The sequence below is a fragment of the Martelella alba genome (assembly GCF_005217455.1).
Taxonomy (GTDB): Bacteria; Pseudomonadota; Gammaproteobacteria; order Enterobacterales; family Enterobacteriaceae; genus Acerihabitans.
In genome coordinates this window covers 43016-68462 of the sequence record NZ_SZPQ01000015.1, presented here as the reverse complement: position 1 = coordinate 68462, position 25447 = coordinate 43016, and the positions used below count along the sequence as shown (strand labels likewise).

The following is a 25447-nucleotide window of genomic DNA, read 5'->3' as shown; positions in this document are numbered from 1 at the left end:
CAGGCGCCTCAACGGTACAGATAGTGATTAACGATGTTTTCCAGACGTTCCTGGTGGCCGCTTTGGTGTACCGGCGACAGCCCATGATCCGCGGCATACCGGGCCACATCATCCAGGGTCATTTTACCCGTCAGGATGTCCCGGCCCAATGACTGGTTCCAGCCGGCGTAACGCGCTTCCACGGCCTGCGCCAGACGACCGTCTTCAATCATTCTGGCGGCGACCCTCAGAGCCTGGGCCATCACATCCATGCCGCCGATATGCCCATGGAAGAGATCATAGCGATCGGTACTCTGCCGGCGGACTTTGGCATCGAAATTCAACCCTCCGGTCGTGAAGCCGCCCGCGTTGAGAATTTCGTACATGACCAGGGCGTTCTCTTCCACGCTATTGGGGAATTGATCAGTGTCCCAGCCCAGTTGTAAATCACCGCGATTGGCATCGACGGAGCCGAAAATTCCCAGCGCGATGGCGGTGGCGATTTCGTGGTGGAACGAATGCCCGGCCAGTGTGGCGTGGTTGGCCTCAATATTGACCTTAATGTCCTTTTCCAGACCGAATTGCTTCAGAAAACCGTATACCGTCGCCACATCATAGTCGTATTGGTGTTTCGTGGGCTCCTGGGGTTTCGGTTCTATAAGCAACGTGCCTTTAAAGCCGATGCGGTGTTTGTTTTCAACGACCAATTGCATGAAACGGCCGATTTGCTCTCTTTCCCGGCGTAGATCGGTATTGAGCAGGGTTTCATATCCTTCCCGTCCGCCCCATAGCACGTAGTTTTCTCCCCCCAGCTTTTGCGTGGCGGCCATGGCGGCATTGACCTGGGTAGCCGCCCAGGCAAAGATTTCCGGGTCCGGGTTGGTCGCGGCGCCGGCGCCATAGCGGGGATGGGAAAAACAATTCGCGGTACCCCAAAGCAATTTGACGCCCGTCTGCTGCTGTTTTTCCGCCAGGATATCGGTGATAACCGCGAAGTTATGCAGATAATCCTTAACGGAATGTCCTTGGGGAGCCACATCCGCATCGTGGAAACAATAATAAGGGACGTTCAGTTTTTTGAAAAATTCAAACGCCACATCGGCCTTGGCTTTCGCCTGCTCCATGTCGTCGGCATTTTTCTGCCAGGGCCTGTCGAAAGCGCCGACGCCAAACATATCAACCCCCGCCCAACAAAAGGTATGCCAATAACAGGCGGCAAAACGAAGATGATCCGCCATTCGTTTACCCAAGATAATCTCATCCGGATTATAATAGTGGAAAGCGAAGTCATTATTACTTTCAGACCCTTCGTAACGAATCTCTTCAATTTTTGTAAAATAAGGTGACATAATGTTTCCCTCAAATAGATAAATTCTTTCCCGAACGTTGGGAAAATCACACAATCACTATGCGAATAATTTAGAGAAATTATCTATTATAAATTTTCACAACCCCGCCAAAGAATATATTAATTGCGATCCAGATCACAAAATCTCAACAGGGACATAATAATGCCTGATAATTAACTACATGAATTGTATAAATTTTATTTTTTGACTGAAAGAAAATTGTGATCGGTATCAAGAAAAACAAATTATATAACCGCGAAGTAAGATATTGCAATTCCCAATTTTTTCATAAGGAATATTGTTGATACATTGGAATAAAACCAGAGATAAACATATCAGTCGAGAATACTCACTTTTGAGTGACACCACATTGAAACGTGGATGATTCAAGTGGGATAGGCTCTATAAAAGAGGTAAATTCGAGATGACAGTTTCAGGGTTGGATAAAAACAATAACGCCTATATAGTCTCTATTACGTTGGTAGCGACGCTAGGAGGGTTATTATTTGGTTATGATACCGCAGTAATTTCAGGTACTGTTGCTTCACTTAATACCGTGTTTATCGCCCCCAGGGGGCTAGATGAGGCCGCCGCGAATTCGTTGCTGGGCTTTTGCGTCGCCAGCGCGTTGATAGGTTGCATCATTGGCGGGGCATTGGGCGGCTTACTGAGTAACCGTCTGGGTCGCAAAAAAACATTAATGGTTGCCGCCGTGCTCTTTTTTCTATCGGCCATAGGATCCGCGTTCCCGGAAATAGGCCATCATGTCATCAGTTCCACCAAGGGCATTCCTTATTACCTGACCGGTTATATACCGGAATTTGTCCTATACCGAATTATCGGCGGTATTGGCGTCGGCATCGCCTCAATGGTATCGCCCATGTACATAGCGGAAATCACGCCGGCGCATATTCGCGGGCGGCTGGTGGCTTTTAATCAGTTCGCCATCATTTTTGGGCAACTGTTGGTCTATTGCGTCAACTATGCCATTGCAACATCCGGCAGCGCCGACTGGCTGAATATCATGGGTTGGCGTTTTATGTTTTTATCCGGCGCGATTCCTTCGCTGTTGTTTTTTGTCCTGCTGTTTACCGTACCGGAAAGCCCGCGCTGGCTGGCCAGTCGGGGGCTATCGCAGCAAGCGGCACGGATTCTCGAAAGGCTTTTCGGTCAGCGCCAGGCAAAAACGGAACTCAACAATATTCTCGTTTCTTTCAACGCTAACAAGGCAAAAAATACACCGTTGTTCGCCTTCGGCGCGGGGGTCGTGGTGATCGGTATCCTATTGTCGGTCTTCCAGCAATTCGTGGGGATCAATGTCGTGCTCTACTACGCGCCGGAAGTTTTCCGTTCGATTGGTTCGAGCACCGATGTCGCCTTGTTGCAAACCATCATTGTCGGCGCGATCAATTTATTGTTCACCACCATCGCCATTATGACCGTCGACAATTTCGGGCGCAAACCGCTGCAAATTATCGGCGCGCTGGGCATGGCTATCGGGATGTTTACCCTGGGCACGGCTTTTTATGCAAAACTGTCGGGGCCCGTCGCCCTGGGCGCGATGCTGTTTTATGTCGCTTCGTTCGCCGTGTCATGGGGGCCGGTATGCTGGGTCTTATTAGCGGAAATCTTCCCTAACGCCGTTCGCAGCAAAGCCATGGCCATCGCGGTCGCCGCGCAGTGGCTGGCCAACTATCTGGTCTCCTGGACGTTCCCCATGATGCAGAAAAGCAGTTATCTGTCGGCCCATTTCAACAACGGTTTCGCCTATTGGCTGTACGGTATAATGGGCGTGCTGGCGGCGTTGTTCATGTGGAAATACGTACCGGAAACCAAAGGGAAGTCATTGGAAGAGCTTGAATCGTTATGGCATAAACCGGTTAATGGCCAGTTGAATGAGGAAACCCAGCCATAACCCCTGCCCGACCCGCCGATATCACCGACGGCGCCGGGGAATCGGCGCCGATTTGTCGGGACGCGGGGCAGGACGAAACCGAAACCGGCCGCCAGGCGGCCGGTTTCGGCGCGCGCTTTAGCCCGCGCGCCGGGACAATACCGAATGCTCGTAATCGTGGACCGACGACAGCCAGTCGCCCCCCAGCGGGGTGTCGTGCAATTGGCAATAACGATCCCAAACCGCTTGCCAAGGCAGCGATTTTTGCTCTTCCAGCAGCGCCAGGCGATCGGTATAGTTGCCCTGCTGTTCCAACCGGCGCAGATAGTCGGTGGGTTCCAGTAAAGCGCGCAGCAACGCCTTCTTCATATTCCGGGTGCCGATTACCCAGGCGGCGATACGGTTGATTGAGGCGTCGAAGAAATCCAGGCCGATGTGTACCCGACTGAACAGATCATTACGGACGATTTCGTTGGCGATGGCCTGGGTTTCGTCATCCAGTAAGACCACATGATCGCTGTCCCAGCGCACCGGCCGGCTGACATGCAGCAGAAGCCGGGGCACATAGAGCATCACGCTGGAAATCTTGTCGGAAATGACCTCGGTGGGATGAAAGTGACCCGCATCCAGACATAGCGCGGTCTGCCGGCTGGCGGCGTAGCCCATGAAAAATTCGCTGGAGCCGACGGTATAGCTTTCGGCGCCGATGCCGAACAATTTACTTTCCACCGCGTCGATATGATATTGGCTGTCCAGTTTTTCCGCGATGACGCTATCCAGCGCCTCCATCAAACGCCGGCGCGGCGCCAGTCTGTCCACCGTTAAATCCTTCATGCCGTCCGGCACCCAGATATTCATCACCGACGCCGTGCCCAGCTCGCGGCCGAAATAAGCCGAAATCCGGCGGCTGGCCTGGCAATGCTCAATCCAGAACCGACGGATGCCCTCATCGGCGTGCGACAAGGTAAAGCCGTCGGCGCTTAAGGGGTGTGAAAAGCACGTGGGGTTAAAATCCAGCCCGAGACGATGCTGGCGCGCCCATTGTACCCAACCGCTGAAATGCTTCGGTTCGATAGCGTTACGTTCCACGGGTCCGTCGGCTTCCAGATAAATGGCGTGCAGATTCAGCCGTTTCGGCCCCGGGATCAGTTTGAAAGCCTGTTCCAAATCCGCCCGCAGTTCGGCGGCGTTACGCGCCTTCCCCGGATAATTGCCAGTGGCCTGGATGCCGCCGGTCAGCGAGCCGCCCGTATTTTCAAAGCCCGCGACATCGTCACCCTGCCAGCAATGCATGGAAATGGGTAAGGTATCCAATCGTTGCAATGCCGCGTCGGCATCGACATTCACATCGGCAAAGCGCTGTTTGGCCAGTTGCCAGGCTTGTTCGGAAGAATCGTTCATTTGGCTGTTTCCTGTTGAGAATGGCAGATTTCCTGAAAACGTCGCCAAACTGCGGCAATTCCGGAAACCCGCTGGGGAAGATAATGACGCGGCGGAAAGCTGCGCTCGACGATACGACGCCAGGCGGCGAGACAGTCCACCTCGCCCAGGGTCATCAATTGGCAGCCCACATTGCCGAGGGTGGTCGCCTCCACCGGACCGGCGGTTACCGGGACCTGGCAAATATCCGCGCACAGCTGATTAAGCAGTTGGTTCTGACAACCGCCGCCGACGATATACAACTGATTAAGCGGCGTGCCGCGCAACGCGCCGAGTTCTTGCAGAACCTGGCGATAACACAACGCCAGGCTGTCGAGAATGGTCCGCGCCAGCGCCGCATCGCTGTGGGGCGCCGGCTGACCACTTTCCCGGCAGGCCTCGCGGATAGCCTCCACCATGGAAGGCGGGTTAAGGAACCGTTCGTCATTGGGATTAATCAGGCTGACGAACGCCGGCTGCGCCGCCGCCGCGGTAATCAGGGCAGGCAAATTGGCAATCTGTCTCTCCCGGCAAACGGATTGCAGCAGCCAGAGACCCATGATGTTTTTCAACACCCGGTAGGTGCCGCTGACGCCGCCCTCGTTAGTGATGTTGGCGGCCAGGGCGCGATCGTCGTTATAAGGCACATCGCTTTCGAAACCCATCAGCGACCAGGTGCCGGAGCTCAAATACGCGCTATGCGCGTCTTTAAGCGGCGACGCCACCACCGCGCTGGCGGTATCGTGGCTGGCGACGGCGATAACCGGTACCGCGCGTTTGGCGCTCCCTTGCCACTCGCCCACGGTGTTGCCCGGCAGGCGCGGCGTGCCGAACCAACTGCGCGGAACGCCGAGGTAATCCAATAGCGTTTGATCCCAATCGCCGGTCCGCAGGTTCAGCATCTGGGTGGTGCTGGCATTGGTGTATTCCCGGTTAAGCTTGCCGGTCAGACGATAGGCGAAGTAATCGGGAATCATCAGAAAGTGCGCCGCGCGCGCAATCAGTTCCGGTTGCTGTAGGCTCATCGCCTTGAGCTGATAAAGCGTATTGAAAGGCAGGAACTGTATGCCGGTCGCGCGATAGAGGTTTTTTTGCCCCAGGTCGGCGATCACGTCCGCCATAACGCCGTCGGTACGGTGATCGCGGTAACTGACCGCACCGCCTACCCGTTCACCCTGTTCGTCCAGCAGGACATAATCCACGCCCCAGGTATCGATGCCGACGCCATCAAGGGCGCAGCCGGATTTATCAAGCATGTCCAGGCCGGCGCGGATCTCCGTTTCCAGCGCATCCAGGTTCCAGCAATCATGACCACCCCGGAGGGTAAAGCCATTGGTGAATCTGTGTATTTCCCGAATGTCCAACATCTGCGAATCGGACCGCCATGTCGCCTGCATCACGCGCCCGCTTGAGGCGCCGAGATCGATTGCGGCAAGATTTCGTATGGTCATTAGTATGTTCCTTGATTCAGGAGGCAATGCCAAGGCCGACGATATTGGCGGCCAGGATGATTACCAGCCCGCCGATGCAAAGCACCCGCACGGGTTTGCGGCCCACGCCGCGCCATTCCTTGAGAACCAGGCCGACGATGCCGCCGCACAGCACGTAGAAACTCATATGCAGCATCCAACTGACATAGTGGTATTGCGTCGGGATATTGGCCTGCCCCCAGGCATAGAAGAAGAATTGCAGGTACCACATCACGCCGCCGATAATGGAAAACAGCGCATTGGCCAGCAGCAAAGGTTTGGCTACGTGAAGATCCGCCTTGAGCGATAACTCGGGTTTGACGGCCAGCCGGATAAAACAGTAAGCCAGATTGATAAGCGCGCCGCCGCCCATGATCACCACATAACTGGGCAAGGCCACGTACAACGGGCTGATGCCGAGTTTCGCCGCCGCGTCATGCATCGGCTGCGCGGCATCCATGGCGAAGGACATGCCGGCGGAAAATATTCCGCAGAGAATGGCCAGGGTCAGGCCCTTCTTCAAATTGAATTCCTCGGTGCGAATACCCAGCGCCCGTTCCTTCAAGACCCCGGCATAGGTCACGATACCCACACCCACCAAAGCGACCAGCACGCCCAGCAAAGTAATGCGGCCGCCGGAGGACGCCACCAGTTCGCCGAACCGGCCATGGATGATGGGCGTCATCAAGGTCCCGACAATCAGCGTGATGCCGATGGCGATCCCTATGCCCATAGACATGCCGAGAAAGCGCATCGTCAGGCCATAATTGACGTTGCCTATCCCCCACATGGCGCCGAACAAAAAGACCGGCAGCAGGGTTGAGAAAGAGAAAGAGCCGTAATAACCCCAGAAATCAGGCAGCAAGATGGCACTGACCGCCCAGGGTAATACCAGCCAGGAAAAGAACCCGCCCAGCGACCACATGGTTTCCCAGCTCCAGTTCTTGACTTTCTTGAACGGCGCATAAAAACAGGCGGCGGAGGCGGCACCGATAAAGTGCCAAAAAATGCCCAGTAGAATTGAACTGCCCATTGAGTCTTTCCTATTAGATTAAATATCTCTGTTTAAAAGAACTGAAGAGATAAAATTAAGGCCAGGTTTACAGAAGTGTCTTTATAATAATTATTTCGCCAATCCATACCTTCTTAACAATGCCATCTTTGTCATGGCCATGGCAAAATGCGCTAGAGCCGGGTGATCTGAATCACATTTTGACGAGATATTGTAGTATCTCTATTCATACATTCGCTCTCCGCAACCAACCGGATATGGGCTGAATAATGCAGGTCGCCGCGGCAAGGCAGGCCGAATGCGCCGGGAGCGCATATATACTCTAATTATCGCGACGGCAAGTGAGCCCGCTCCGGGCGCATAGCCGACTATCTAAATGACTGGGGAGGACGAATGCAGCCAACAATGAGGCAACGTGAAGTATGGCGAGTATAAATAGCAAAATATTTTCTTGAAATGATTGCCAGTCTATCAGCAGACATGGCAATAAATGGAAGGTAATAACCTTATTGTGGAAATAGACTGGAGTCCATTAGCCTAATTGGCGACGACGATTAAAATTTCGAGCCGGAGCACAAACAGCCAAAGGCGATGGCGTTATTTTTCCGGAGAAAAGATCACTTTCATCAAGGTAATTATCATGACAAATCGAATGATTCTCAATCAAACTGCTTATTTCGGCAGAGGCGCTATTAGTCATATCATCGACGAAGCGAAAGCGCACGGTTATCGGAAAGCGTTGATCGTGACCGATGGGGAGCTACTGCGCGTCGGTATCGCCACGCGCGTGACAGCGTTGATGGACAGCGCCGGATTGGCGTTCTCCATGTTCGATGAAGTGGTACCCAACCCCACTATCAATGTGGTGAAACGCGGTGTCGCCGCGTTTCAGGCCGCGCAGGCGGATTATCTCATTGCCATCGGCGGCGGTTCGCCGCAGGATACCAGCAAAGCCATCGGCATCATCATCAATAATCCGGCCTTCGCCGACGTCCGCAGCCTGGAAGGGGTCGCGGCCACCGCCAAAGCCTGTGTGCCTATTATCGCCGTTCCCACCACCGCCGGCACCGCGGCTGAAGTCACCATCAACTACGTGATCACCGATGAGGAAAAACGCCGCAAGTTCGTCTGCGTCGATCCCCATGACATTCCGCTGGTCGCCATCATCGATCCGGATATGATGGCCAGTATGCCCCCCGCCCTCAAAGCAGCCACCGGCGTGGATGCGTTGACTCACGCCATTGAAGGCTTCACCACCCTGGCGGCCTGGGAACTGACCGATATGTTCCATCTCAAGGCCATTGAGATTATCGCCCGCTCCCTGCGTGCCTCGGTACAAGGCGAAGCGCAAGGCGTGGACGATATGGCGTTGGGTCAATACATCGCCGGCATGGGTTTTTCCAATGTGGGACTTGGTCTGGTACACGGCATGGCGCATCCGCTGGGGGCGTTTTACAATACGCCGCACGGGGTGGCCAACGCCGTACTGCTGCCGCATATCATGGAATACAACGCCGCCTACACGGGTGAAAAATTCCGCGCCATCGCCGCGGCCATGGGTTGCGAGGCCACAGCCGATTTGCCAATCGAACAGGCTCGGCAGGCGGCGGTGAACGCCGTGCGCGCCTTGTGCCGGGATGTGGGCATCCCGGCCCGTCTACGGGAAGTCGGCATGAAAGAGGGCGATATTCCCGCCCTGGCGCAGGCGGCGTTTGATGATGTCTGCACCGGCGGTAATCCGCGTCAGACCAATGTCGGCGATATTGCCCAGCTTTACCGGGCGATTTACTGACCATAAACGCTGCAATAAACATTGACCATCCCGCCGGGCAACCGGCGGGATGGTTCCGCAAAAAAATGTCATGCCCCCCTTGAAATCACGCCGCCCACCCCCATATTTTGTGCTGAGGATTGATAGAAGCCCGATAAATCTGGCGTGAAAGACGACGGGCATAATCCGGTTATAGGTTGAACTTTTGTTAACACAGGAGATTAGCCATGATCACTCATCCTTTTTCACTGATCCCTTCATTCAGCGATTCATTATTATCCGATCGTTTTAATCAGATCGACCGTCTGTTCAGCAGACTGACCGGCGATCAACCGGTGGCCGATTCCCCCTCTTACGACATCATTAAAAAAGCCGAAAACCGGTTTGCCATTACGGTCAGCGTACCCGGTTATACCGCTGACGAGCTTGATGTCAGCGCCCGGAATGGCCAGTTGGTTATTGAGGGCCGGCATCAGGAAGAACGCAAAACGGAAAAAGACGACTGGCTGCATCAGGGCATCAATCGCAGCAACTTCCAGTTGCAGTTCAATATCAGCCGGGGAACCAAGGTGACCGGCGCAAGCCTGGTCAACGGCCTGCTGGAAGTCAGCCTTGAACAGGAAATACCGGAAGACGAAAAATTGAAGAAGATCGCCATCCGGCAGCCGGCGGAAACCGCTGAGGGCGGCCGCGTCATTGAACATGCGGAACAAGCCTGACGCCGGACCGGGCGGCGTCTTTCGACAATAGCCCATGCGCTCGCCGCCGGCGCCGGCAGGACATGTTCGGCCGGGCATCCGTGACACTTTCCGTGGCGGCCGCCCGGCCCTTTTTTATAACGAGCGCGCATGCCGGTTATGATGGCCGTCCGGCCCTTTTTACAACGGGCGGGCATGACGGTCAGGTTACGTCGCGTCGCAAACCCCTACACAGCCTTCACCTTGCCCCGGGTGTTATAACGCCACAGCCAATGTCCGCTCGCCATGCGTCGATAAAACAGCGCGCCCCGCAAGATCCAGTCCAGGAACATACCCAACCAAACGCCGTAGACGCCCAAACCGGCGTAAATGCCCAGGGCGTAGCCTGAGACAATCCGGCAGCCCCACATGCTCACCATGGAGACCCACATGGTATAACGGGCGTCCCGCGCGCCTTTCAGACCCAGCGGCAACACCCAGGACGCCGCCCAAAACGGCATGAACAACGCATTAAGCCAGACCAGATACTTCACAACCTGGATAACATCGGGATCGTTGGTATAAAAGGCCGCCAGCAATCCCGCCATCGGCACCGAACAAAGGGCCAGCAGACACAGGCTGAAATTGGACAGCCCGAAAATGAATTTCAACTGACGTATCGGCTGGCGTATCTGCCCTTTACCCAACCGGGTGCCGACGATAATGGTCGAAGATGAGCCCAAGGCATTGCCAGGGAGATTAATCAGGGAAACGATGGAGAAGGCGATGAAATTGCCGGCAATCACATCCGTGCCCATCCCGGCCACAAAAATCTGCGTAACCAGTTTGCCGGCGTTGAACAGTACCGATTCCACGCTGGCGGGCAGGCCGATACTTAACACATCCAGCAACACGGTGGGATTCAGCGCGGTAAAATAACTCTTGAGCGGCAGCCGCAATGTATGGTTCATTTCCGAACGCAACACCATAAGCACCATGGCGGCGCCAATGTACCGGGAAACCGTCAAACCGATGCCGGCGCCGACAAACCCCAAACCGTGCCATCCCAGGCAGCCGTAGATAAGCACGGCGCTGATGACGATATTGAAGATATTCATGGCGATATTGATGACCATCGGCAACTTGGTATTGCCGGCGCCCCGCAACGCCCCGCAGCCGATCAAGGCCATGGCGGCGGGCGGATAACTCCATACGGTGACCCGCAGATAACTCAACGCCAGTGTTTTGACCTCCGGCTCGGCCTGATTGGCGATAAGATCGATGATCCAGGGACCGATAAATTCGATCACCACGGCAATCAATACCGATACCAGCGTCAATAGCGCGATGGATTGCCGGGCGGCGGTGCGGGCCTGTTTACGATTACGCCGACCCAGATTAAAAGCGACCACCACCGTGGTGCCAAGGTCAACGGCGGTAAAAAACGCCAGGATCACCATATTGAAACTGTCGGCCAACCCCACAGCGGCGACGGCTTCCTTACCCAGCCAACTCACCAGGAACGTACTGAGTACGCCCATTAATAATACGCAAAGGTTCTCGATAAGTATCGGGATGACCAGGGGAATCACTTCGCGCCCCAAAAGCACGCGGTTGGAATGCCGCTTACGATACCAGAAGGTATGCTTAAGCTTTTCCGCCAATATTACGCTGTAGTTCACCAAGATAGTTCCGAACGCACGGCCATACCCGTCCGACTGCAAGTGGTCTCTTGGTTGGCCGCGGTGGCTTTGCCGCCGCGGCGCAACCCGGAGTCCTCAGAGTATAAACAGCAAATTGAGATCATTAAAATCATGTGTAAGAATGAGCAAATAGGCAATATTTTTTCATTTGTTTTTAAACTTTTAGTTATTACAGAAAGTGAATGCAGCCCATTGCGATAGCCGGCATATACACTTGCGAATTCACATTGCATGGTGGCCAGTAGGGGCTTTGCCCTCACCATCGCCTCGGATGCGCATACCACCGCCCATCGGCGGTATGCCTCAGCCCTTCAGCTTATCGGCCAACATAATGACGTCTGGTCGACGCTATCCATACCCGGCAATCACATCGTCCTGAAAACCACCGAACAGATCCTTTCCGACTGGCGGCATTAGCCAATCCCCTCCCCCGGTTGCGTCGTTTACCGCGTAACCGGCGGCGAAAACGCGACTCACCGAAAAAATCGCCTGTGGTACATATAGGGCTAATGCCCAACGGCATTAACCAAAAAGTTGAGCAGCCCTCCATTTTATGTATGCAAACTCATCGTTTGCATTTTATATGTGAGATCTATCTCAAAGAAACAAACTTATCATACTTGAATGGTAGTTCTACATGTTTTAGCGTGCTCTCGATATCGGTACCTTCCCATCCCATCCGTGCGACGAGAATGCCCCGCGCCGTAACGAATCGCCGGGTCAGATGGGAAATCGCCTTGATCGATTTAATGACGGGCGCCGCTGGCAAGCGCCTTAGCGCCGCAACCGTTGCGCACAGGCGAAGGCCCCGGATGCCATTGACCATTGACAGGGCGGGCGCTCGGGGGAATGTTGCGCCTGCCCGTCCAGCGACGTGTTTTGTCCGTACAGGAGCATAACAATGAAAATAAAGCATTTGAGATGGTGGATGATAGGCTTGGTTTCCCTGGGAACCATTATTAACGCTCTGGCAAGAAGCTCGCTTAGCGTCGTCGCACCGACGCTATTCAAAGAAATCCACATGTCGGAACAGCAGTATTCGTGGGTGCTTAGCGCGTTTCAATTGGCATATACCGTCGCCCAGCCCATTTGCGGTTATATCAACGATGTCATCGGGCTTAAACTGGGCTTTTTCATCATGATTGTCGTCTGGTCGCTGGCTAATATGGCCCACGCCGGCTGCGCCTCCTGGGGGGGATTGGCTTTCCTGCGCGGCGTCATGGGCATCAGCGAGGCATCGGCCATTCCCTCGGGCGTCAAGGCCAATTCCGAATGGTTCCCGGCGACGGAAAGAGGTATCGCCGGCGGCATCGCCAATATCGGCACCTCCATCGGCGCCATGCTGGCGCCTCCGCTGGTGGTCTGGGCCATCATGAATTACAACTGGGAAATGTCTTTCGTCATCACCGGCGGTATCGGCCTGGTGTTCGCTGTCTTGTGGTGGTTTTTGTACGATACGCCGAAAAAGCACAAATTACTGACCCAGGAAGAAGCGCAATATATCGATCAGGGGCAGGAAACCTTCCTGCAGGCCGACGGCAAGAAACCCGCTGTGCTTTCGCTGCTGCGTAAACGCAACTTCTGGGGCATCGCGCTGCCGCGTTTCCTGGCCGACCCTACCTGGGGCACGATCAATTTCTGGCTGCCGGTCTACCTGATGACCGTGCGCCACATGCCGTTAAAGGATATCGCGCTGTTTGCCTGGCTGCCGTTCCTGGCCGCCGATTTCGGTGGATTGGCGGGCGGTTTCCTTAACAAATTTCTGATGCGTCGCTGGGGCATTAATACCATCAACGCCCGCCGCCTCAGTTTTTCCCTGGGCGCGTTGATGATGCTGCCGCTGTCGCTGGTGGGATTTGTGCATAGCGCCTATGTGGCGATCGGACTTGTGTCCATTTGCGCGTTCGCGCATCAGATGCTGTCCACGCAGGTCATTATCATGGCCACGGACCTGTTCAAGCGCGATGAAGTTTCCACCGTCAGCGGTTTCGCCGGATCCGCTGGCTGGGCCGGCATTCTGATCTGTACGCTTATCATGGGCGCGCTGGTGAAAACCATCGGCTTCAACCCATTCTTCGTGTTCCTGAGCGTACTGGATGTGCTGGGCGCCATCATCCTCTGGACTTTCGTGAAAGGGCCCAATGCCGGCAACGCCACGCAGCAAAGCGAAACCGCACTGCCGTCATTGCATTGATGCAAGGTTATGCATTAACGCCCGGCGCCCTCGGGGTAATTGGATGGAAACAACGCCCTGCGGCTTTGCTCATCAAAATCCGTCTTGAAACTGTGGTCCCGGCCCAGGGCGCGGGCCCGTTCCACTGCCGGACGGGCGTTAACCCGCGCATACCAGGCTTGCAGATGGGGGAACGACGCCAATGGCGGTTCCTCCCCTTTCAAAACGCGCGGCGCCCGGTCGATCCAGCCCCAGGCCGAAATATCGGCGATACTGTATTCATGGCCCACAATATACTGCCGATCGGCCAAATGGGTATCCAGCACGCGATAATGCCGCTCGGCCTCGCGGCGATAACGGTTCAAGGCATAGGGCACATCGTCGGGCGCCGCGAATTGGAAGTGGACGGCCTGCCCCGAGAAAGGGCCCAAACCGGAAGCGATGAACAGCAGCCATGACAACAGTTCCGGCCTAGACTCGGGGTCGCCCAGCAACATACCGGTTTTCTCCGCGAGATAAAGCAAAATCGCCGTCGAATCGAATACCCTGGCCTCCTTATGGCCGGGACCATCGGTATCGACGATCGCCGGCACCTTGCCATTGGGATTGATCAGTCGGAAAGCCGGCGAGTGCTGTTCCCCTTTGCCGGTATCTACCGGCACCAGTTGATAGGGCAGTTGCGTTTCTTCGAGAAACAGGGCGATCTTGGCGGGGTTAGGGGCGAGGTTGTAATAAAAACGGATCATTATCTTCTCCTGATGATGCGTGCCTGCTGCCACTATATTCCGTGTTGCGGTCAGGCGGCAAGTGCGCCGAACCCCGGCAAAATGCACTTGAGGGTTTAAGTTGTATTAGCTCAGACCTAATGATACCGTCAGTATCCCTTGGTAATCACACTAAGACAGTTTAAGGCATACTGCTTTGTTTCATATTTTCATTCCCCATTTTGCTTTGCGGCATGGCATCTTTTGATAAATTGTCATGACTCATGGCGTTTTTCCCTGTCATGGCATCTTCAGGGGTTTTCTTTTTCATAATTTTCTTTTTTTGCATATGACCATGAGACATTTTCCCCGTGGCATTGTTATTCTGCATGCTGTTTTGGCTCATGGTGTCTTCGGCATATGCGCCAACCGCGCTCAGCAACAGGGCAGCCGTTAATACTGTCATAAGCGTTCTTTTCATGGTATCGCCTTCTATTAAAGTTTATTGAGTTATTCGGGTATTTTTGAATATGAGTAAAATCGCCATATCCTGATTTAACCGGCGGCCGAAAATCCACTGAACAGCCTTATTCGGCCAGCCACGCAATAAAGTATTACCGGGATCTGTTCACCATGGCCTCACGCAACCTTAAACAAAATGTGATAACTTGGCGGGCGCCGGCTGTGTAATATGTCTAAAGTATCGGCAATGCGGTCGGCAAAGGTGAAAACAATGGATAAACGAAAAAAACTCCTGGTCGTCGAGGACGACCGTGATATCGCGGAACTGTTACAGCTACATTTGCGCGATGAAGGATTTTCGGTAAGCCATGCCGCCGACGGTGAACGCGGCATGGCCGCGTTGGAACACGGCGATTGGGACGCATTGATTCTGGATTTAATGCTGCCGGGTATCGACGGCCTGGAAATTTGCCGCCGGGTTCGCCGCATGACCCGCTACACCCCGATTATCATTATCAGTGCCCGTTCCAGCGAAGTGCATCGGGTATTGGGTCTGGAGCTTGGCGCCGATGATTACCTGGCCAAACCGTTTTCACTGCTGGAACTGGCGGCCCGGGTTAAAGCCGTTTTTCGGCGTCAGGAAGCCATGAGTATGAATTTACGTCTGGACGCCGGGACGTTGAAAATCGCTGATTTAATTATCGACCCGGTTTCCCGGGAGGTGCTACTGCAAAAGCAACCGGTCGACCTGACCCCCCGCGAATTCGATTTGCTGTATTATTTCGCTAAAAATCCGGGCAAGGTCTTTTCACGCCTGCATCTGCTCAATGAAGTGTGGGGATATCAACACGACGGTTATGAACATACGGTAAATACCCATATCAACCGCCTGCGCATCAAAATTGAATCGCAACCGGCCCGGCCGGAATACATCCTGACCGTTTGGGGTAAAGGCTATAAGTTCGCGCCCGCGGACCAGGAGCCCAAGGCATAATCCATGAATCTCACACTGACGCAACGATTGACGCTGGTTTTCACTGTATTGCTGCTGTTGTGCTGCGCCCTGTCGGGCTGGATGCAAATTCGCAGCAGCAATCAATATAGCCAGGCGGTCATCCAGCAATTGTCCGATCGTCTCGCCGGCCAGATTGCCGAAAGCTACCCGCTTATCGGTCCAAACGGGTTTAACGCCAGGGCCGTCAAAACCGTTTTCGATCAGGCCATGGCGGTCAACCCCAGTGTTGAAATCTATCTATTGGACGCCCGGGGTCGGATAGCCGCGGACGCGGCGCCGCCGGGACACATCAAATACCGCAATGTCGACCTGCGACCTATCCATGCCCTGCTCAATGGCGCGCGTATGCCGGTCTATGGCGACGACCCGCGCGATCCGGCGCAGCGCAAAGTATTTAGCGCGGCCGCGCTGAACGCCGCGGGGAAACCGGCCGGCTACGTTTATGTCGTTTTGCAGGGGGAAGAATATAATGCGTTGGCCGGTAACGCGCATTCTGCGCTGTTGGCGCTCTCCACCTTCCGATCAATGGGCTTTGTGCTGATTTTCGGCCTACTGGGCGGTGGCTTTGCCTTTCGCTGGGTGACCCGGCCGATACGGCGACTCACCCAGCACGTGGGCCGCCTGGACCAGGACGGTATCGCCGCGGTGCAAGCGCTGGCCAATAGCGACATACCGGTACGGCGCAACGACGAGGTGTCTTCACTGACCGCGGCGTTCATTCATCTTTCCCGACGGATCGCCAGGCAATGGGAACAGTTATCGCATCAGGATCAGCAACGACGGGAATTTATCGCTAACATTTCCCATGATCTGCGTACCCCGCTGACATCGCTGCACGGCTATCTGGAAACCTTATCGCTGAAAACCGACCGACTGTCGGAGGAAGAGCGGCGACGTTATGTGAATATCGCATTGGCGCAAAGCGCCAAAGTCAGTCAGTTGGCCCAGGCGTTATTCGAGCTGGCCCGGCTGGAATATGGCGTGGTGAGACCGCATAAAGAAATGTTCGCCATGGCGGATCTCGTGCAAGACGTCTTGCAAAAATTCGAGCTGGCGCTGGAGACCCGCCGGCAACGGATGATGATAGATATGCCGGCGGATATGCCGCTGATCCACGCGGACATCTCTATGATGGAACGGGTATTGACCAATCTTATCGATAACGCTATCCGCCATACGCCGGCACAGGGTGTGATCGCACTGCACTGGTGGCGGCAGCGCGATCAGGTCATGGTTCAGTTGACTGACAGCGGTCCTGGCATCCCCGACGCGCTGAAGTCCGACTTGTTCGAACGCCCGCCGCTTTCGGACAAGACCCATCGCCAGGCCGGCGGGCTGGGATTAATGATAGTGCGACGAATTTTGCAACTGCATGGCGGCGACATCATGCTGTGCGACAGCGACCATGGCGCCTGTTTTCAGTTCACCCTGCCGGCGGTCTAGGCCTTCCGCGGCTCCACTGCTACCGGCCAGTGGGGATAAGCCCGATAAATCAATCCGTCTCCGGCAATTTCGCGGCGCTCTTGACGCCGCGATAGGGCTTGAATGCGTTAAAGTATGAAGGTCAAATCGACATTGCTATTGGTGATCGGTTCACTTGTGACACTGGTCGTGACCCTGACTTGCTGGGGTATCGTATTGGTCAACCCCAATTCAAACTGACCTTGCGCATTGGTTGTTCCCGAGGAAACCGCAAGCTGGGCATTGCCGGTAACGGAGAATGTCAAACCGATATTCGGCTGAGGCATATTGTTCGCACGGGATAACACGGTGAACCGAACCCTATTTTGCGCCGAACCATTGGCCAATGCATGATCGGTCAAGACTTCATTGGCGATAAAATAGCGCTGCACCACCGCGGTAAAAACGACGACCACATGAATAGGCTGCAACCCCGTATCGGTGGCATTGGCCGTCACCGTGATATCTCCCGCCACACTGCTGGATACGTCAACCTCAACCTGGCCGTTGGCGTTAGTTAATGCGCTGGCGGGCGTCACGCTTGCCGTGGAAGGTGAGACACTGAAGCTCAGTTGCTGATTCGCCGCCGGCGCATTATCCGCGGTAAGCATGAACAGGATGCGGTTAACACCGCTACCGGCCGGCGTATTATTGACGAGCGTATTGGACGTCAGTAAAAAGACCGGAATCCTGATAAATTCCAGAAAAGTGTAATTAGTGGCATTAGGGGCAGAGGGAACCTGGGCTGAAACCAATACCTGTTGCGCGACGTTATTCGTCAGGGTCAGCGGAAATTGGCCTTGGGCGTTGGTGATACCCGATGGACTTGATAAGAGCGCGCTTCCGGTGGTGGAAAAATCAATTTGCACGCCAGGGACGCGCCTTCTGGCGGTGTCGTAAACGCTATAAAGCAATTCATTAGGACTGATACCATTGGCCGGCGCCTTATCCGTTACCACTTCCGCTGAGATATCAAGCCCGCTTTGCGCAGCGGCATTGAAGCGGGAATAACCACTGGCTTGCAGCTGGTAATAAACGCAAGTGATGTTTACCGTTTCCTGTACCGTATCGGTAAAAAAAACCGTCGCATTGCCATAGGCATCGGTAATGGCGGTAGTCTGTTTACCCCCTTGGCTAAATATCGCATGACCGGACAGAAGAAAACTGACTGGCTGACCGCTTATGGCGCAACCGTTTCGCGCTAAGTGGGCGGTGGCGCTATTGGTTTCGATACCATCGGCTTTGGCCAGGGAGGTCGTGGTCAATGTCAACGTGTTTTCATGCCGGCAATCCCCGGGGGGAAGAATCGTTTCTGACATAAATCACCTCTACTTGAATGATTGCATGAATTCAGTATTGCTAAATGAAAGTGACATCAACGTTATTTTTGACTGTTGGGTTAACTACCCAACTTCCCGACACTCTCACCTGTCCTGGAATTTGATTCACGATATTCACGTCGATCTGACCGTTGTTATTGGTCAATCCACTCGTCGGCGAGAGCGAAGCATTATTGTTGGCTGTAAAAGTCAACTGCTGTTGCGGCCAGGGTTGCCCTTGCAGGGTCATCAACGTAAACCGGACCACAACTGGTCTTAGGCCGTTGGCCGGCGCATGGTCGCTCAATACCGTCACGGCTAAAATGGCCGATTGCACGGCGCTGAACATAACCTCGGTGAATTGAAAAACATTCGGTTGCGACACCAGCGCGGCACGGACAGTCACCGGCCCGGATAGCCCGCTTCTTATCGCCAGTTCAAATACGCCAAGATTATTGGTCTGCCCCCGGGCGGCGCTCAAAGTGGCCTGTCCTTGGGTTACGACAAAATCAATCAGTTCGCCATCGACAGGATTGCCGGCGGCATCACGTACCGTATAGGCAATCAGGTTATTAGTCGTATTATTGGCCGGTGCGTTGTTGGCGATGATTTGCCAATTCAGACTTAAGGATGACGGTACGCCACCCTGGAAGGTGGTATATTGTGAGGCATAAACTTCCTCACCAACGATATCGCGATAGGAAGCCAATATTCTCGGGCTTTCAGCCACTGTGTTGGTAAAACTGACATCGGCATTGCCAAGACTATTGGTCAATACCGTGCTTTGTTGCGTGCCGTTGGCGAACAACGCGCTTCCGAAGAGCTCAAAGTTGATGGCTTGCTTATCCAGAAAAATATTGCCTGTTCGCAAAGTGGCCCTTACCGCATTGGTCGCGCTACCGTTCGCCAATGCGTTATCCGATGTTACCACCAAGGACAAGCTATAATCAGCGAACAACTCAGGTTCGGGTTGGAATTTAGCAAACATATTCAGCCTCTGGCGTCTTATAATTTCTTGCGAGTCTGTCCTTAAGAACCTATCCCATTAGGGCTAATCCATGATCACTGCCAAACTGCGGGCCAGGCCCCTTTAAGGTTCCGGCACAAAAACCATTTCCCGCATAACCACGGAACCACTGGCTTCCGGTAAAGTAAGGGTGACATTTACCCGTTCAGCGACCCGGTCGAAGATATCAATGGTCGCCGATTGATCGCTGTTGAGCAGAATATTCCCCACCTGACCCACGCCCACTATCTGCGCGCTGCCGCTGACCTGCGCCCGGACCATGGTGATGGGATTGCTCCGATTGGAGGTACGCTCGGTCATCAAATAAAGGGAATTAAACGTTCTGCCGTTGGCGGGGGCCCCGTTACTGTGATTTACCCGGATAATCCGGTCCGATCCAACCGTGAAGGGACCAAAAACCGTCGAACCCGAAAAAAATGCCCCGGAACCGGGATCAAAGGCGGTAACCTGATTATTCCCCTGAGAAAATGAGAAAAGACGAAAATCCGCTTGTCCGAAATTATCTAACCTGGCACTGTAAAACTGCGAATTATTCACATCAAATCTGGCATTTCCGAGCACATTGAGTTCTATAAGCTTTCCCGGCTCACCGTAAACGACGCCGCGATTGAATGGATAGACTTTTATAGCGTCGAAATCTTGATTTACCGCGCCGGTTGTTAAGAGTAATGACAATCCCGCCACAATATTGACATTAACGATTTCCGACAAACTTGTATTGAAAGCCCGGTCAGTAACAGTGTAGTAGATGTTGCTGATACCAAGGCTTATGTAAACCGTGGGAATCTGCCCGGAGATAGGGAAAAACTGCTGCTGGCTGGAAATGATGTACTCCCATACCTGCACGCTATTCCAAAACACCCGTATCCTGTCATCAACCGCCACGTTTGCATAACGTGGAATTTGGAAATACAGTCCGCCGCCATTTTGGATTACCGGTAAAGAAATATTCCCGTTATTGGCTTGTGGTAAAATAGGAGGTGCAAGTGCCATATACGCCCCTTAAAAAATTAAAAAGCGATTCACAAAATGCCTCTACCAGCCTGAGATTTATTCCATAAAGATAAAACATGGGGATTCCATTGCAATGTTTTTTTTTACCAAACCGCATGCTAAAAAAAACACCTTTCTTCTCTTACATGGATAACTTCAACCCGGAAGTTTATTAAGTATTGACCCCAGCAACTCTTTATGTGACTCATCTAAGCGGCATGCCCAAAGTGTGGTCCAAGGCGCCTCGGCGGTAATTGAAAACAAGCGACGTGTGAATTGCCTCCGTAGCCTAGAGAGCCATTGCGATGTTGCAGCGCCCTGATAAGGGTCTGACTCACACCTGTCCCCGTGAAAATTTATTCACGGCCACGTTGTCTGTAAGCGTCTTATCGAGCTGGGGAGCGGTGACTGATAATTCTGCCGGCATCCGACATCGTCAGTGCCTCCCGCGATACTGCCGGCAAGTTCCTCCAACAGGGTAAACAGCGCGCTTTGTTAACTTAACTGAATACCAGCTGAATTCGGCTGGTAATTTGGGGCGCATCCCATAAAGTGACGTTTATGGCCACCTCACTGGCAGATTGTTTAATCACATGCACCCGATATAAACCTGCGGCGTCGGAATAGGCGTATACCGGCGTGGTCGCATTACCATTACTACCAGAGACAGTCTGGTTCGCGACAAGGAAACTGCCCGGACCGGTCATACTGATCGTAGCAAGCACATTCCGCGAAGGCGCCCCGGTCAAGGCATCTCTCACCGCGAAATTCAAGCCGCCAATATTGCCAGTACTGGGAAAGATCACGGTCTGAAGACTCATGGAAAATCCAGACGAAGCGGTAACGGCGGCATCAGCGGGAATAACTTCGCTATCATTGAGCTCTGACATAATAAACCTCCAGTCGCTAATAAGTCATATCTCGGGCTACCAAGCCCGGTTTGGCATTCAACATTATGGTGTATACCCAAAATCATAAAACGACGAGATGAAGTAAGACGAATTGCTATACTGTGGCAAAACAGTGTAATATTAAAATTATCCAATTATTTTATCGAATACACTTTTCAAATACACTACTGATGCTTTTTCGATAGCTGATATTATCCCCCCTTATCCCCCCAGTCGCACAGATAACTTTGTCATTGGGCCAAGCGAGCATAAACAACAAAGGGGTGACTTGGATTTATGAAAAATCGCTATTCTCTCGCTGTTGATTAACTATGTCGCACGGACTGGCGTTTATCAATGTCATTTTTTGATCGTCGGCATGCTAAAAACAGAGAGAAACAAGCGGCATCGCTTTTGGATCAAGGGAAAATGATCCGGACAGGCATTCCCCGCGCAGCGTGGGCAGTCAAAAAAATGCGGGTTATGTTGGTATCTCAACCTGAATACCCGCGATTATCCCGTGTTAATTCAGGGCCGCAAAGCCGGCGCGTATCTCGTCTTCCGGCAAATCGATGCCGATAAATACCAGCACGCCGGCGGGCGTTTCATCAGGCGCCCACTCCCGGTCCCAGTCAGCGTTATACAACCGTTGCACCCCTTGGAACAACAAGCGGCGCGGCTCGTTTTTGACCGCCAGGATGCCTTTATAACGCAACAGGTTATCAGCATAACGGGTCAGCATTCCTTCCATAAAATCAGACAAGATGGCCAGATCCACCGGCTTGTTCAAATTCACCACCAGTGAACGAACATGATTTTCCGTTGGAATAAGTGGCCGGAAACGCGGTTTGGCCATTATCCGATCGTTGAGAATGAAACCCTCGACGCCAAATAATTGATTGACGGCGATATCGCCATTAACCACCCGGTACACCGGGGCGCGGGCATTGATGGCCTGCAAACGCCGCTCCAGCGCGCCGGCATCCGCGGCGACATCGGTCTTGGTCAGAAGAATGCGATCGGCAAAACCCACCTGGGCCTGAGCCACGGGAAACCGATCCAGTTGCTGACCGCCATGCACCGCGTCCACCAAAGTGATCACCCCGTCCAGCAAAAAACGGCGGTTGATGATGTCATGGGAAAAAAACGTTTGGATAATGGGGCCGGGGTCGGCCATGCCAGTGCATTCGATCACCAGCCGCTCGAACGGCGTTTCCCCCCGGTCAAATCCGTCCAGTAAATCCAGCAGCGCGCGTTCCAGCTCATTGGCGCTACTGCAACAAATACAACCGTTGCTCAATGTGGTGATTTGCGTGGCGCGTTCCCCCAACAGACTATCGTCGATAGGCGCGGCGCCGAATTCATTTTCAATCACAGCGATCTTTTCGCCGTGGCCGCCATCAAGAATATGACGCAGCAGGGTGGTTTTCCCCGCGCCGAGAAAGCCGGAAAGCAGCGTAGCCGGCAAAGGTTGGTTCATATTGTTACACTCCCCTTAAGACCGCCCCGCGCCGGAATCAGGCGGCGGTGACCTCGCAGTCCGCTAGCAGCAGCGAAAACCGCCTTTGCCGCTGCCGCCATAACGCGCTTCCTGCCGATCACGGAAGAAGGCTTCATAATCCATCACGGGTTGATCGGGATGATTGGCGGCCATGTGCCGGACGTAATTGTCATAATCGGGAATGCCCACCAACATGCGGGCAGCCTGCCCCAGATATTTACCTGCCTGACCCAGATTTCCAAACATAGGGCGCCTCCGGATAAAACAACCCGCACGGCCGGGCGTGGCCGTGCGGAACACAGATGACGCAACGCCCTAGTGGCTTGACACGGGTGTGACGCCGCCTTCGGGCAATGCGATATAAGCGGTTTCCTTATCAGTGCGTTTGCCGGATTTACGGGCATCCAGCACCGTCCTGATTCCATAGAACAGGATGCCATAAACAACAATCAGAAACAGTACGCTTAATACCGCATTGGTATAGTTGTTGACGACAATGTGATGCATATTGCTTATTTGCTGCGCGGTCAGCGTAGCGCCTTGCTCGCTTATCTTACGGCTGTAGCTGCGGGCCAGGAACAAGAAACCTTCCAGTTTCGGGTCCTGGCTGAACAATTTGAGTCCCAGGGCCCAGGTCGTGCAGATTAGTAGCCAAACCGCGGGGATCACGGTTACCCAGGCGTAACGGGCGCGCTTCATCTTGACCAGCACCACCGTGCCCAACGTCAACGCCACCGCCGCCAGCATCTGATTGGAGATGCCGAACAGCGGCCATAAACTTTTCACGCCGCCCAACGGATCCACCACGCCCTGGTATAACAAATAACCCCATAGACCGACGCAACCGGCGGTACCGGCGATACCGGCCACCAGCGAGTCGGTTTTTTTGAGGAACGGCACGAAATTGCCCAGCAGATCCTGCAACATAAACCGGCCGGAACGGGTACCGGCGTCCAGCGCGGTCAGGATGAACAGCGCTTCGAACAGGATGCCGAAGTGATACCAGAACCCCATATCGGCGCCTGGCAGCACTTTGTGGAAAACGTGGGCAATGCCCACCGCCAGGGTCGGCGCGCCGCCCGCGCGATTGAGAATGGAGGGTTCGCCGATATCATGGGCGGTCTGCAAAATCTGATCAGGGGTGATCACAAAACCCCAGGAACTGATGGTCGCCGCCGTGTGCGCCGTCACATCGCGCAGGTTGGCCAGAATCATTGCCGAGTCCGGCCCGCCGAGATTATGCAGATCCGGCATGGTAATGCCCAGGCCGGCCGGCGGTACATTCATGGCGAAATACAGTCCCGGCTCGATAATGGAGGCCGCCACCAGGGCCATGACCGCCACGAAGGATTCCATTAGCATCGCGCCGTAACCGATGAACCGGGTATCGTTTTCACTGGCCAGCAGCTTCGGCGTGGTGCCCGAGGCGATCAGGGCATGGAAACCGGAGACCGCGCCGCAAGCAATCGTGATGAACAAGAAGGGAAATAGCGCGCCCTTCCACACCGGACCGCTGCCGTCAATGAAGCGGGTAACCGCCGGCATTTTCAAATCGGGGCCGATAAACAGGATACCGACGGCCAAGCCGACGATAACGCCGATTTTGAGAAAGGTCGCCAAGTAATCCCGCGGCGCCAGAATAAGCCATACCGGCAGCAATGCCGATACAAACGCATAGCCGATCAAGGTATAGGTAATGGTGGTGTCTTTAAAGGTCAGCGCCGGTCCCCAATAGGGATCGTGGGCGATAACGCCGCCGAACCAGATGGCCGCGAGCAGCAGTACAACGCCGATGACCGAGACTTCACCCACCCGTCCGGGCCGGATGAAACGCATGTAGATACCCATCAGCAAGGCGATGGGTACCGTTGAGCAAACGGTAAAGACCCCCCAGGGACTTTCCGCCAGCGCTTTCACGACAATCAGCGCCAGCACCGCCAGAATGATGATCATGATGAGGAAGCAGCCGAACAGGGCGATGGTGCCGGGTACCGGCCCCATTTCCTGTTTGATCATTTCCCCCAATGAGACGCCATTGCGCCTGGAGGACATAAACAGCACCATGAAATCCTGCACCGCGCCGGCCAGCACCACGCCGGCGAGAATCCATAGGGTACCCGGCAGGTAGCCCATCTGCGCGGCCAGCACCGGGCCGACCAGTGGTCCGGCGCCGGCAATGGCGGCGAAATGGTGCCCAAACAGGACATTTCTGTTGGTGGGCACGTAGTTGAGGCCGTCGTTATTGATAACGGCCGGCGTGGCGCGCTCCGGATCCAGTTGCATGACGTGTTTGGCGATATACAGGCTGTAGTACCGATAGGCCACCAGATAAACGGCCACCGAGGAAACCACTATCCATAGGGCGCTGATTTGTTCGCCGCGGCGCAAGGCCACAACGCCCAGACAGCATGCCCCTATCAGGCCGAGGATAAGCCAGGGAATATGCTTAAGAAGTTTATTTTTCATGGGTACAATCTTCAGTAGGGGTAATCGTGACTGTACTTTATGCCGACGATGAAGAAACACACCGAGGAAAATGGTTTACCGGTCGAATAGCCGCGAGAGCGGTCGTATAGCGGATTAAATGGTTGCCGTTTTCCAGCCCCCGCCGCGCCTTTGATAGCTTGTG

General features: G+C 54.2%; 21 protein-coding genes. 7 read left to right on the top strand and 14 right to left on the bottom strand.

Annotated elements, in window-relative coordinates; all coding sequences use genetic code 11:
- Nucleotides 1-8: 8 nt before the first annotated feature.
- Complete coding sequence (xylA, locus tag FCN80_RS11300) at nt 9-1331, bottom strand: xylose isomerase (protein WP_373880329.1); 1323 nt, start codon at nt 1329-1331, stop codon at nt 9-11.
- Nucleotides 1332-1752: 421 nt separating this feature from the next.
- Here xylA and xylE point away from each other — a divergent pair, with 421 nt between their 5' ends.
- On the top strand, nt 1753-3243 hold the full coding sequence (xylE, locus tag FCN80_RS11295) for a D-xylose transporter XylE (RefSeq protein ID WP_136990267.1): 1491 nt from the start codon (nt 1753-1755) through the stop codon (nt 3241-3243).
- Between the two features lie 117 nt (nt 3244-3360).
- Here xylE and FCN80_RS11290 read toward each other — a convergent pair whose 3' ends face one another.
- From FCN80_RS11290 to rhaT, 3 genes are read right to left on the bottom strand one after another with little or no spacing between them, the layout of a single operon-like run.
- Nucleotides 3361-4623 (bottom strand): L-rhamnose isomerase, encoded by a 1263-nt coding sequence (locus FCN80_RS11290; protein WP_136990266.1) that lies wholly within the window; start codon nt 4621-4623, stop codon nt 3361-3363.
- Nucleotides 4620-6092 carry a rhamnulokinase gene (gene rhaB / locus FCN80_RS11285; protein WP_136990265.1) on the bottom strand — a complete coding sequence of 491 codons (1473 nt, stop codon included), beginning with the start codon at nt 6090-6092 and terminating at the stop codon, nt 4620-4622. Before rhaB ends, FCN80_RS11290 begins: the two co-directional genes overlap by 4 nt.
- A 16-nt stretch (nt 6093-6108) precedes the next feature.
- Nucleotides 6109-7143 (bottom strand): L-rhamnose/proton symporter RhaT, encoded by a 1035-nt coding sequence (gene rhaT / locus FCN80_RS11280; RefSeq protein WP_136990264.1) that lies wholly within the window; start codon nt 7141-7143, stop codon nt 6109-6111.
- 619 nt (nt 7144-7762) lie between these two features.
- Here rhaT and fucO point away from each other — a divergent pair.
- Together fucO and FCN80_RS11270 are read left to right on the top strand one after the other, a co-directional pair.
- Nucleotides 7763-8914, top strand: a complete 1152-nt coding sequence (fucO, locus tag FCN80_RS11275) for a lactaldehyde reductase (protein ID WP_136990263.1) — start codon at nt 7763-7765, stop codon at nt 8912-8914.
- Nucleotides 8915-9120: 206 nt separating this feature from the next.
- Nucleotides 9121-9612, top strand: coding sequence for an Hsp20 family protein (locus FCN80_RS11270; protein WP_136990262.1), 492 nt, complete (start codon nt 9121-9123; stop codon nt 9610-9612).
- Nucleotides 9613-9818: 206 nt separating this feature from the next.
- Here FCN80_RS11270 and FCN80_RS11265 read toward each other — a convergent pair whose 3' ends face one another.
- Nucleotides 9819-11252, bottom strand: a complete 1434-nt coding sequence (locus FCN80_RS11265; protein ID WP_306767871.1) for an EmmdR/YeeO family multidrug/toxin efflux MATE transporter — start codon at nt 11250-11252, stop codon at nt 9819-9821.
- A gap of 252 nt (nt 11253-11504) precedes the next feature.
- Here FCN80_RS11265 and FCN80_RS11260 point away from each other — a divergent pair, with 252 nt between their 5' ends.
- Nucleotides 11505-11690: a hypothetical protein gene (locus tag FCN80_RS11260; protein ID WP_196239156.1), complete on the top strand. Its 186-nt coding sequence runs from the start codon at nt 11505-11507 to the stop codon at nt 11688-11690.
- A 484-nt stretch (nt 11691-12174) separates the two neighbouring features.
- Entirely contained in the window at nt 12175-13467 is a 1293-nt protein-coding gene (locus tag FCN80_RS11255; RefSeq protein WP_136990261.1) for an MFS transporter, read from the top strand.
- 14 nt (nt 13468-13481) lie between these two features.
- Here FCN80_RS11255 and FCN80_RS11250 read toward each other — a convergent pair whose 3' ends face one another.
- Nucleotides 13482-14192, bottom strand: a complete 711-nt coding sequence (locus FCN80_RS11250; RefSeq protein ID WP_136990260.1) for a glutathione S-transferase family protein — start codon at nt 14190-14192, stop codon at nt 13482-13484.
- 160 nt (nt 14193-14352) lie between these two features.
- Nucleotides 14353-14631, bottom strand: a complete 279-nt coding sequence (locus tag FCN80_RS11245; RefSeq protein ID WP_136990259.1) for a hypothetical protein — start codon at nt 14629-14631, stop codon at nt 14353-14355.
- A gap of 252 nt (nt 14632-14883) precedes the next feature.
- Here FCN80_RS11245 and FCN80_RS11240 point away from each other — a divergent pair, with 252 nt between their 5' ends.
- Nucleotides 14884-15606: a response regulator transcription factor gene (locus FCN80_RS11240; RefSeq protein WP_136990258.1), complete on the top strand. Its 723-nt coding sequence runs from the start codon at nt 14884-14886 to the stop codon at nt 15604-15606.
- A 3-nt stretch (nt 15607-15609) separates the two neighbouring features.
- Nucleotides 15610-17070 carry a sensor histidine kinase gene (locus FCN80_RS11235; protein WP_136990257.1) on the top strand — a complete coding sequence of 487 codons (1461 nt, stop codon included), beginning with the start codon at nt 15610-15612 and terminating at the stop codon, nt 17068-17070.
- Between the two features lie 107 nt (nt 17071-17177).
- On the opposite strand, the gene FCN80_RS11230 is transcribed toward FCN80_RS11235, so the two are convergent.
- From FCN80_RS11230 to FCN80_RS11200, 7 genes are all read right to left on the bottom strand, one after another.
- Nucleotides 17178-18407, bottom strand: a complete 1230-nt coding sequence (locus FCN80_RS11230; RefSeq protein WP_136990256.1) for an Ig-like domain-containing protein — start codon at nt 18405-18407, stop codon at nt 17178-17180.
- A 40-nt stretch (nt 18408-18447) separates the two neighbouring features.
- Complete coding sequence (locus FCN80_RS11225; protein WP_136990255.1) at nt 18448-19395, bottom strand: Ig-like domain-containing protein; 948 nt, start codon at nt 19393-19395, stop codon at nt 18448-18450.
- Between the two features lie 102 nt (nt 19396-19497).
- Nucleotides 19498-20427: a hypothetical protein gene (locus FCN80_RS11220; RefSeq protein ID WP_136990254.1), complete on the bottom strand. Its 930-nt coding sequence runs from the start codon at nt 20425-20427 to the stop codon at nt 19498-19500.
- A gap of 500 nt (nt 20428-20927) precedes the next feature.
- Nucleotides 20928-21317 (bottom strand): hypothetical protein, encoded by a 390-nt coding sequence (locus FCN80_RS11215; protein ID WP_136990253.1) that lies wholly within the window; start codon nt 21315-21317, stop codon nt 20928-20930.
- 523 nt (nt 21318-21840) lie between these two features.
- A complete protein-coding gene (gene yjiA / locus FCN80_RS11210; RefSeq protein ID WP_136990252.1) occupies nt 21841-22797 on the bottom strand; it encodes a GTPase in 957 nt (318 codons plus the stop codon).
- 63 nt (nt 22798-22860) lie between these two features.
- Nucleotides 22861-23064 (bottom strand): YbdD/YjiX family protein, encoded by a 204-nt coding sequence (locus FCN80_RS11205; protein WP_136990251.1) that lies wholly within the window; start codon nt 23062-23064, stop codon nt 22861-22863.
- A gap of 69 nt (nt 23065-23133) precedes the next feature.
- The gene (locus FCN80_RS11200; RefSeq protein ID WP_136990250.1) at nt 23134-25284 is read right to left on the bottom strand and encodes a carbon starvation CstA family protein; all 2151 of its coding nucleotides are present in this window, start codon (nt 25282-25284) and stop codon (nt 23134-23136) included.
- Between the last annotated feature and the right edge of the window lie 163 nt (nt 25285-25447).

Bases quoted from the DNA above. Each gene is read 5' to 3' on its own strand.
- rhaT (WP_136990264.1), bottom strand. From the start codon at position 7,143: ATGGGCAGTTCAATTCTACTGGGCATTTTTTGGCACTTTATCGGTGCC.
- FCN80_RS11245 (WP_136990259.1), bottom strand. From the start codon at position 14,631: ATGAAAAGAACGCTTATGACAGTATTAACGGCTGCCCTGTTGCTGAGC.
- FCN80_RS11225 (WP_136990255.1), bottom strand. From the start codon at position 19,395: ATGTTTGCTAAATTCCAACCCGAACCTGAGTTGTTCGCTGATTATAGC.
- fucO (WP_136990263.1), top strand. From the start codon at position 7,763: ATGACAAATCGAATGATTCTCAATCAAACTGCTTATTTCGGCAGAGGC.
- FCN80_RS11230 (WP_136990256.1), bottom strand. From the start codon at position 18,407: ATGTCAGAAACGATTCTTCCCCCCGGGGATTGCCGGCATGAAAACACG.
- FCN80_RS11205 (WP_136990251.1), bottom strand. From the start codon at position 23,064: ATGTTTGGAAATCTGGGTCAGGCAGGTAAATATCTGGGGCAGGCTGCC.
- FCN80_RS11235 (WP_136990257.1), top strand. From the start codon at position 15,610: ATGAATCTCACACTGACGCAACGATTGACGCTGGTTTTCACTGTATTG.
- FCN80_RS11255 (WP_136990261.1), top strand. From the start codon at position 12,175: ATGAAAATAAAGCATTTGAGATGGTGGATGATAGGCTTGGTTTCCCTG.
- FCN80_RS11240 (WP_136990258.1), top strand. From the start codon at position 14,884: ATGGATAAACGAAAAAAACTCCTGGTCGTCGAGGACGACCGTGATATC.
- FCN80_RS11260 (WP_196239156.1), top strand. From the start codon at position 11,505: ATGGTGGCCAGTAGGGGCTTTGCCCTCACCATCGCCTCGGATGCGCAT.
- FCN80_RS11200 (WP_136990250.1), bottom strand. From the start codon at position 25,284: ATGAAAAATAAACTTCTTAAGCATATTCCCTGGCTTATCCTCGGCCTG.
- xylE (WP_136990267.1), top strand. From the start codon at position 1,753: ATGACAGTTTCAGGGTTGGATAAAAACAATAACGCCTATATAGTCTCT.
- FCN80_RS11215 (WP_136990253.1), bottom strand. From the start codon at position 21,317: ATGTCAGAGCTCAATGATAGCGAAGTTATTCCCGCTGATGCCGCCGTT.
- rhaB (WP_136990265.1), bottom strand. From the start codon at position 6,092: ATGACCATACGAAATCTTGCCGCAATCGATCTCGGCGCCTCAAGCGGG.
- FCN80_RS11250 (WP_136990260.1), bottom strand. From the start codon at position 14,192: ATGATCCGTTTTTATTACAACCTCGCCCCTAACCCCGCCAAGATCGCC.
- yjiA (WP_136990252.1), bottom strand. From the start codon at position 22,797: ATGAACCAACCTTTGCCGGCTACGCTGCTTTCCGGCTTTCTCGGCGCG.
- FCN80_RS11270 (WP_136990262.1), top strand. From the start codon at position 9,121: ATGATCACTCATCCTTTTTCACTGATCCCTTCATTCAGCGATTCATTA.
- FCN80_RS11220 (WP_136990254.1), bottom strand. From the start codon at position 20,427: ATGGCACTTGCACCTCCTATTTTACCACAAGCCAATAACGGGAATATT.
- FCN80_RS11290 (WP_136990266.1), bottom strand. From the start codon at position 4,623: ATGAACGATTCTTCCGAACAAGCCTGGCAACTGGCCAAACAGCGCTTT.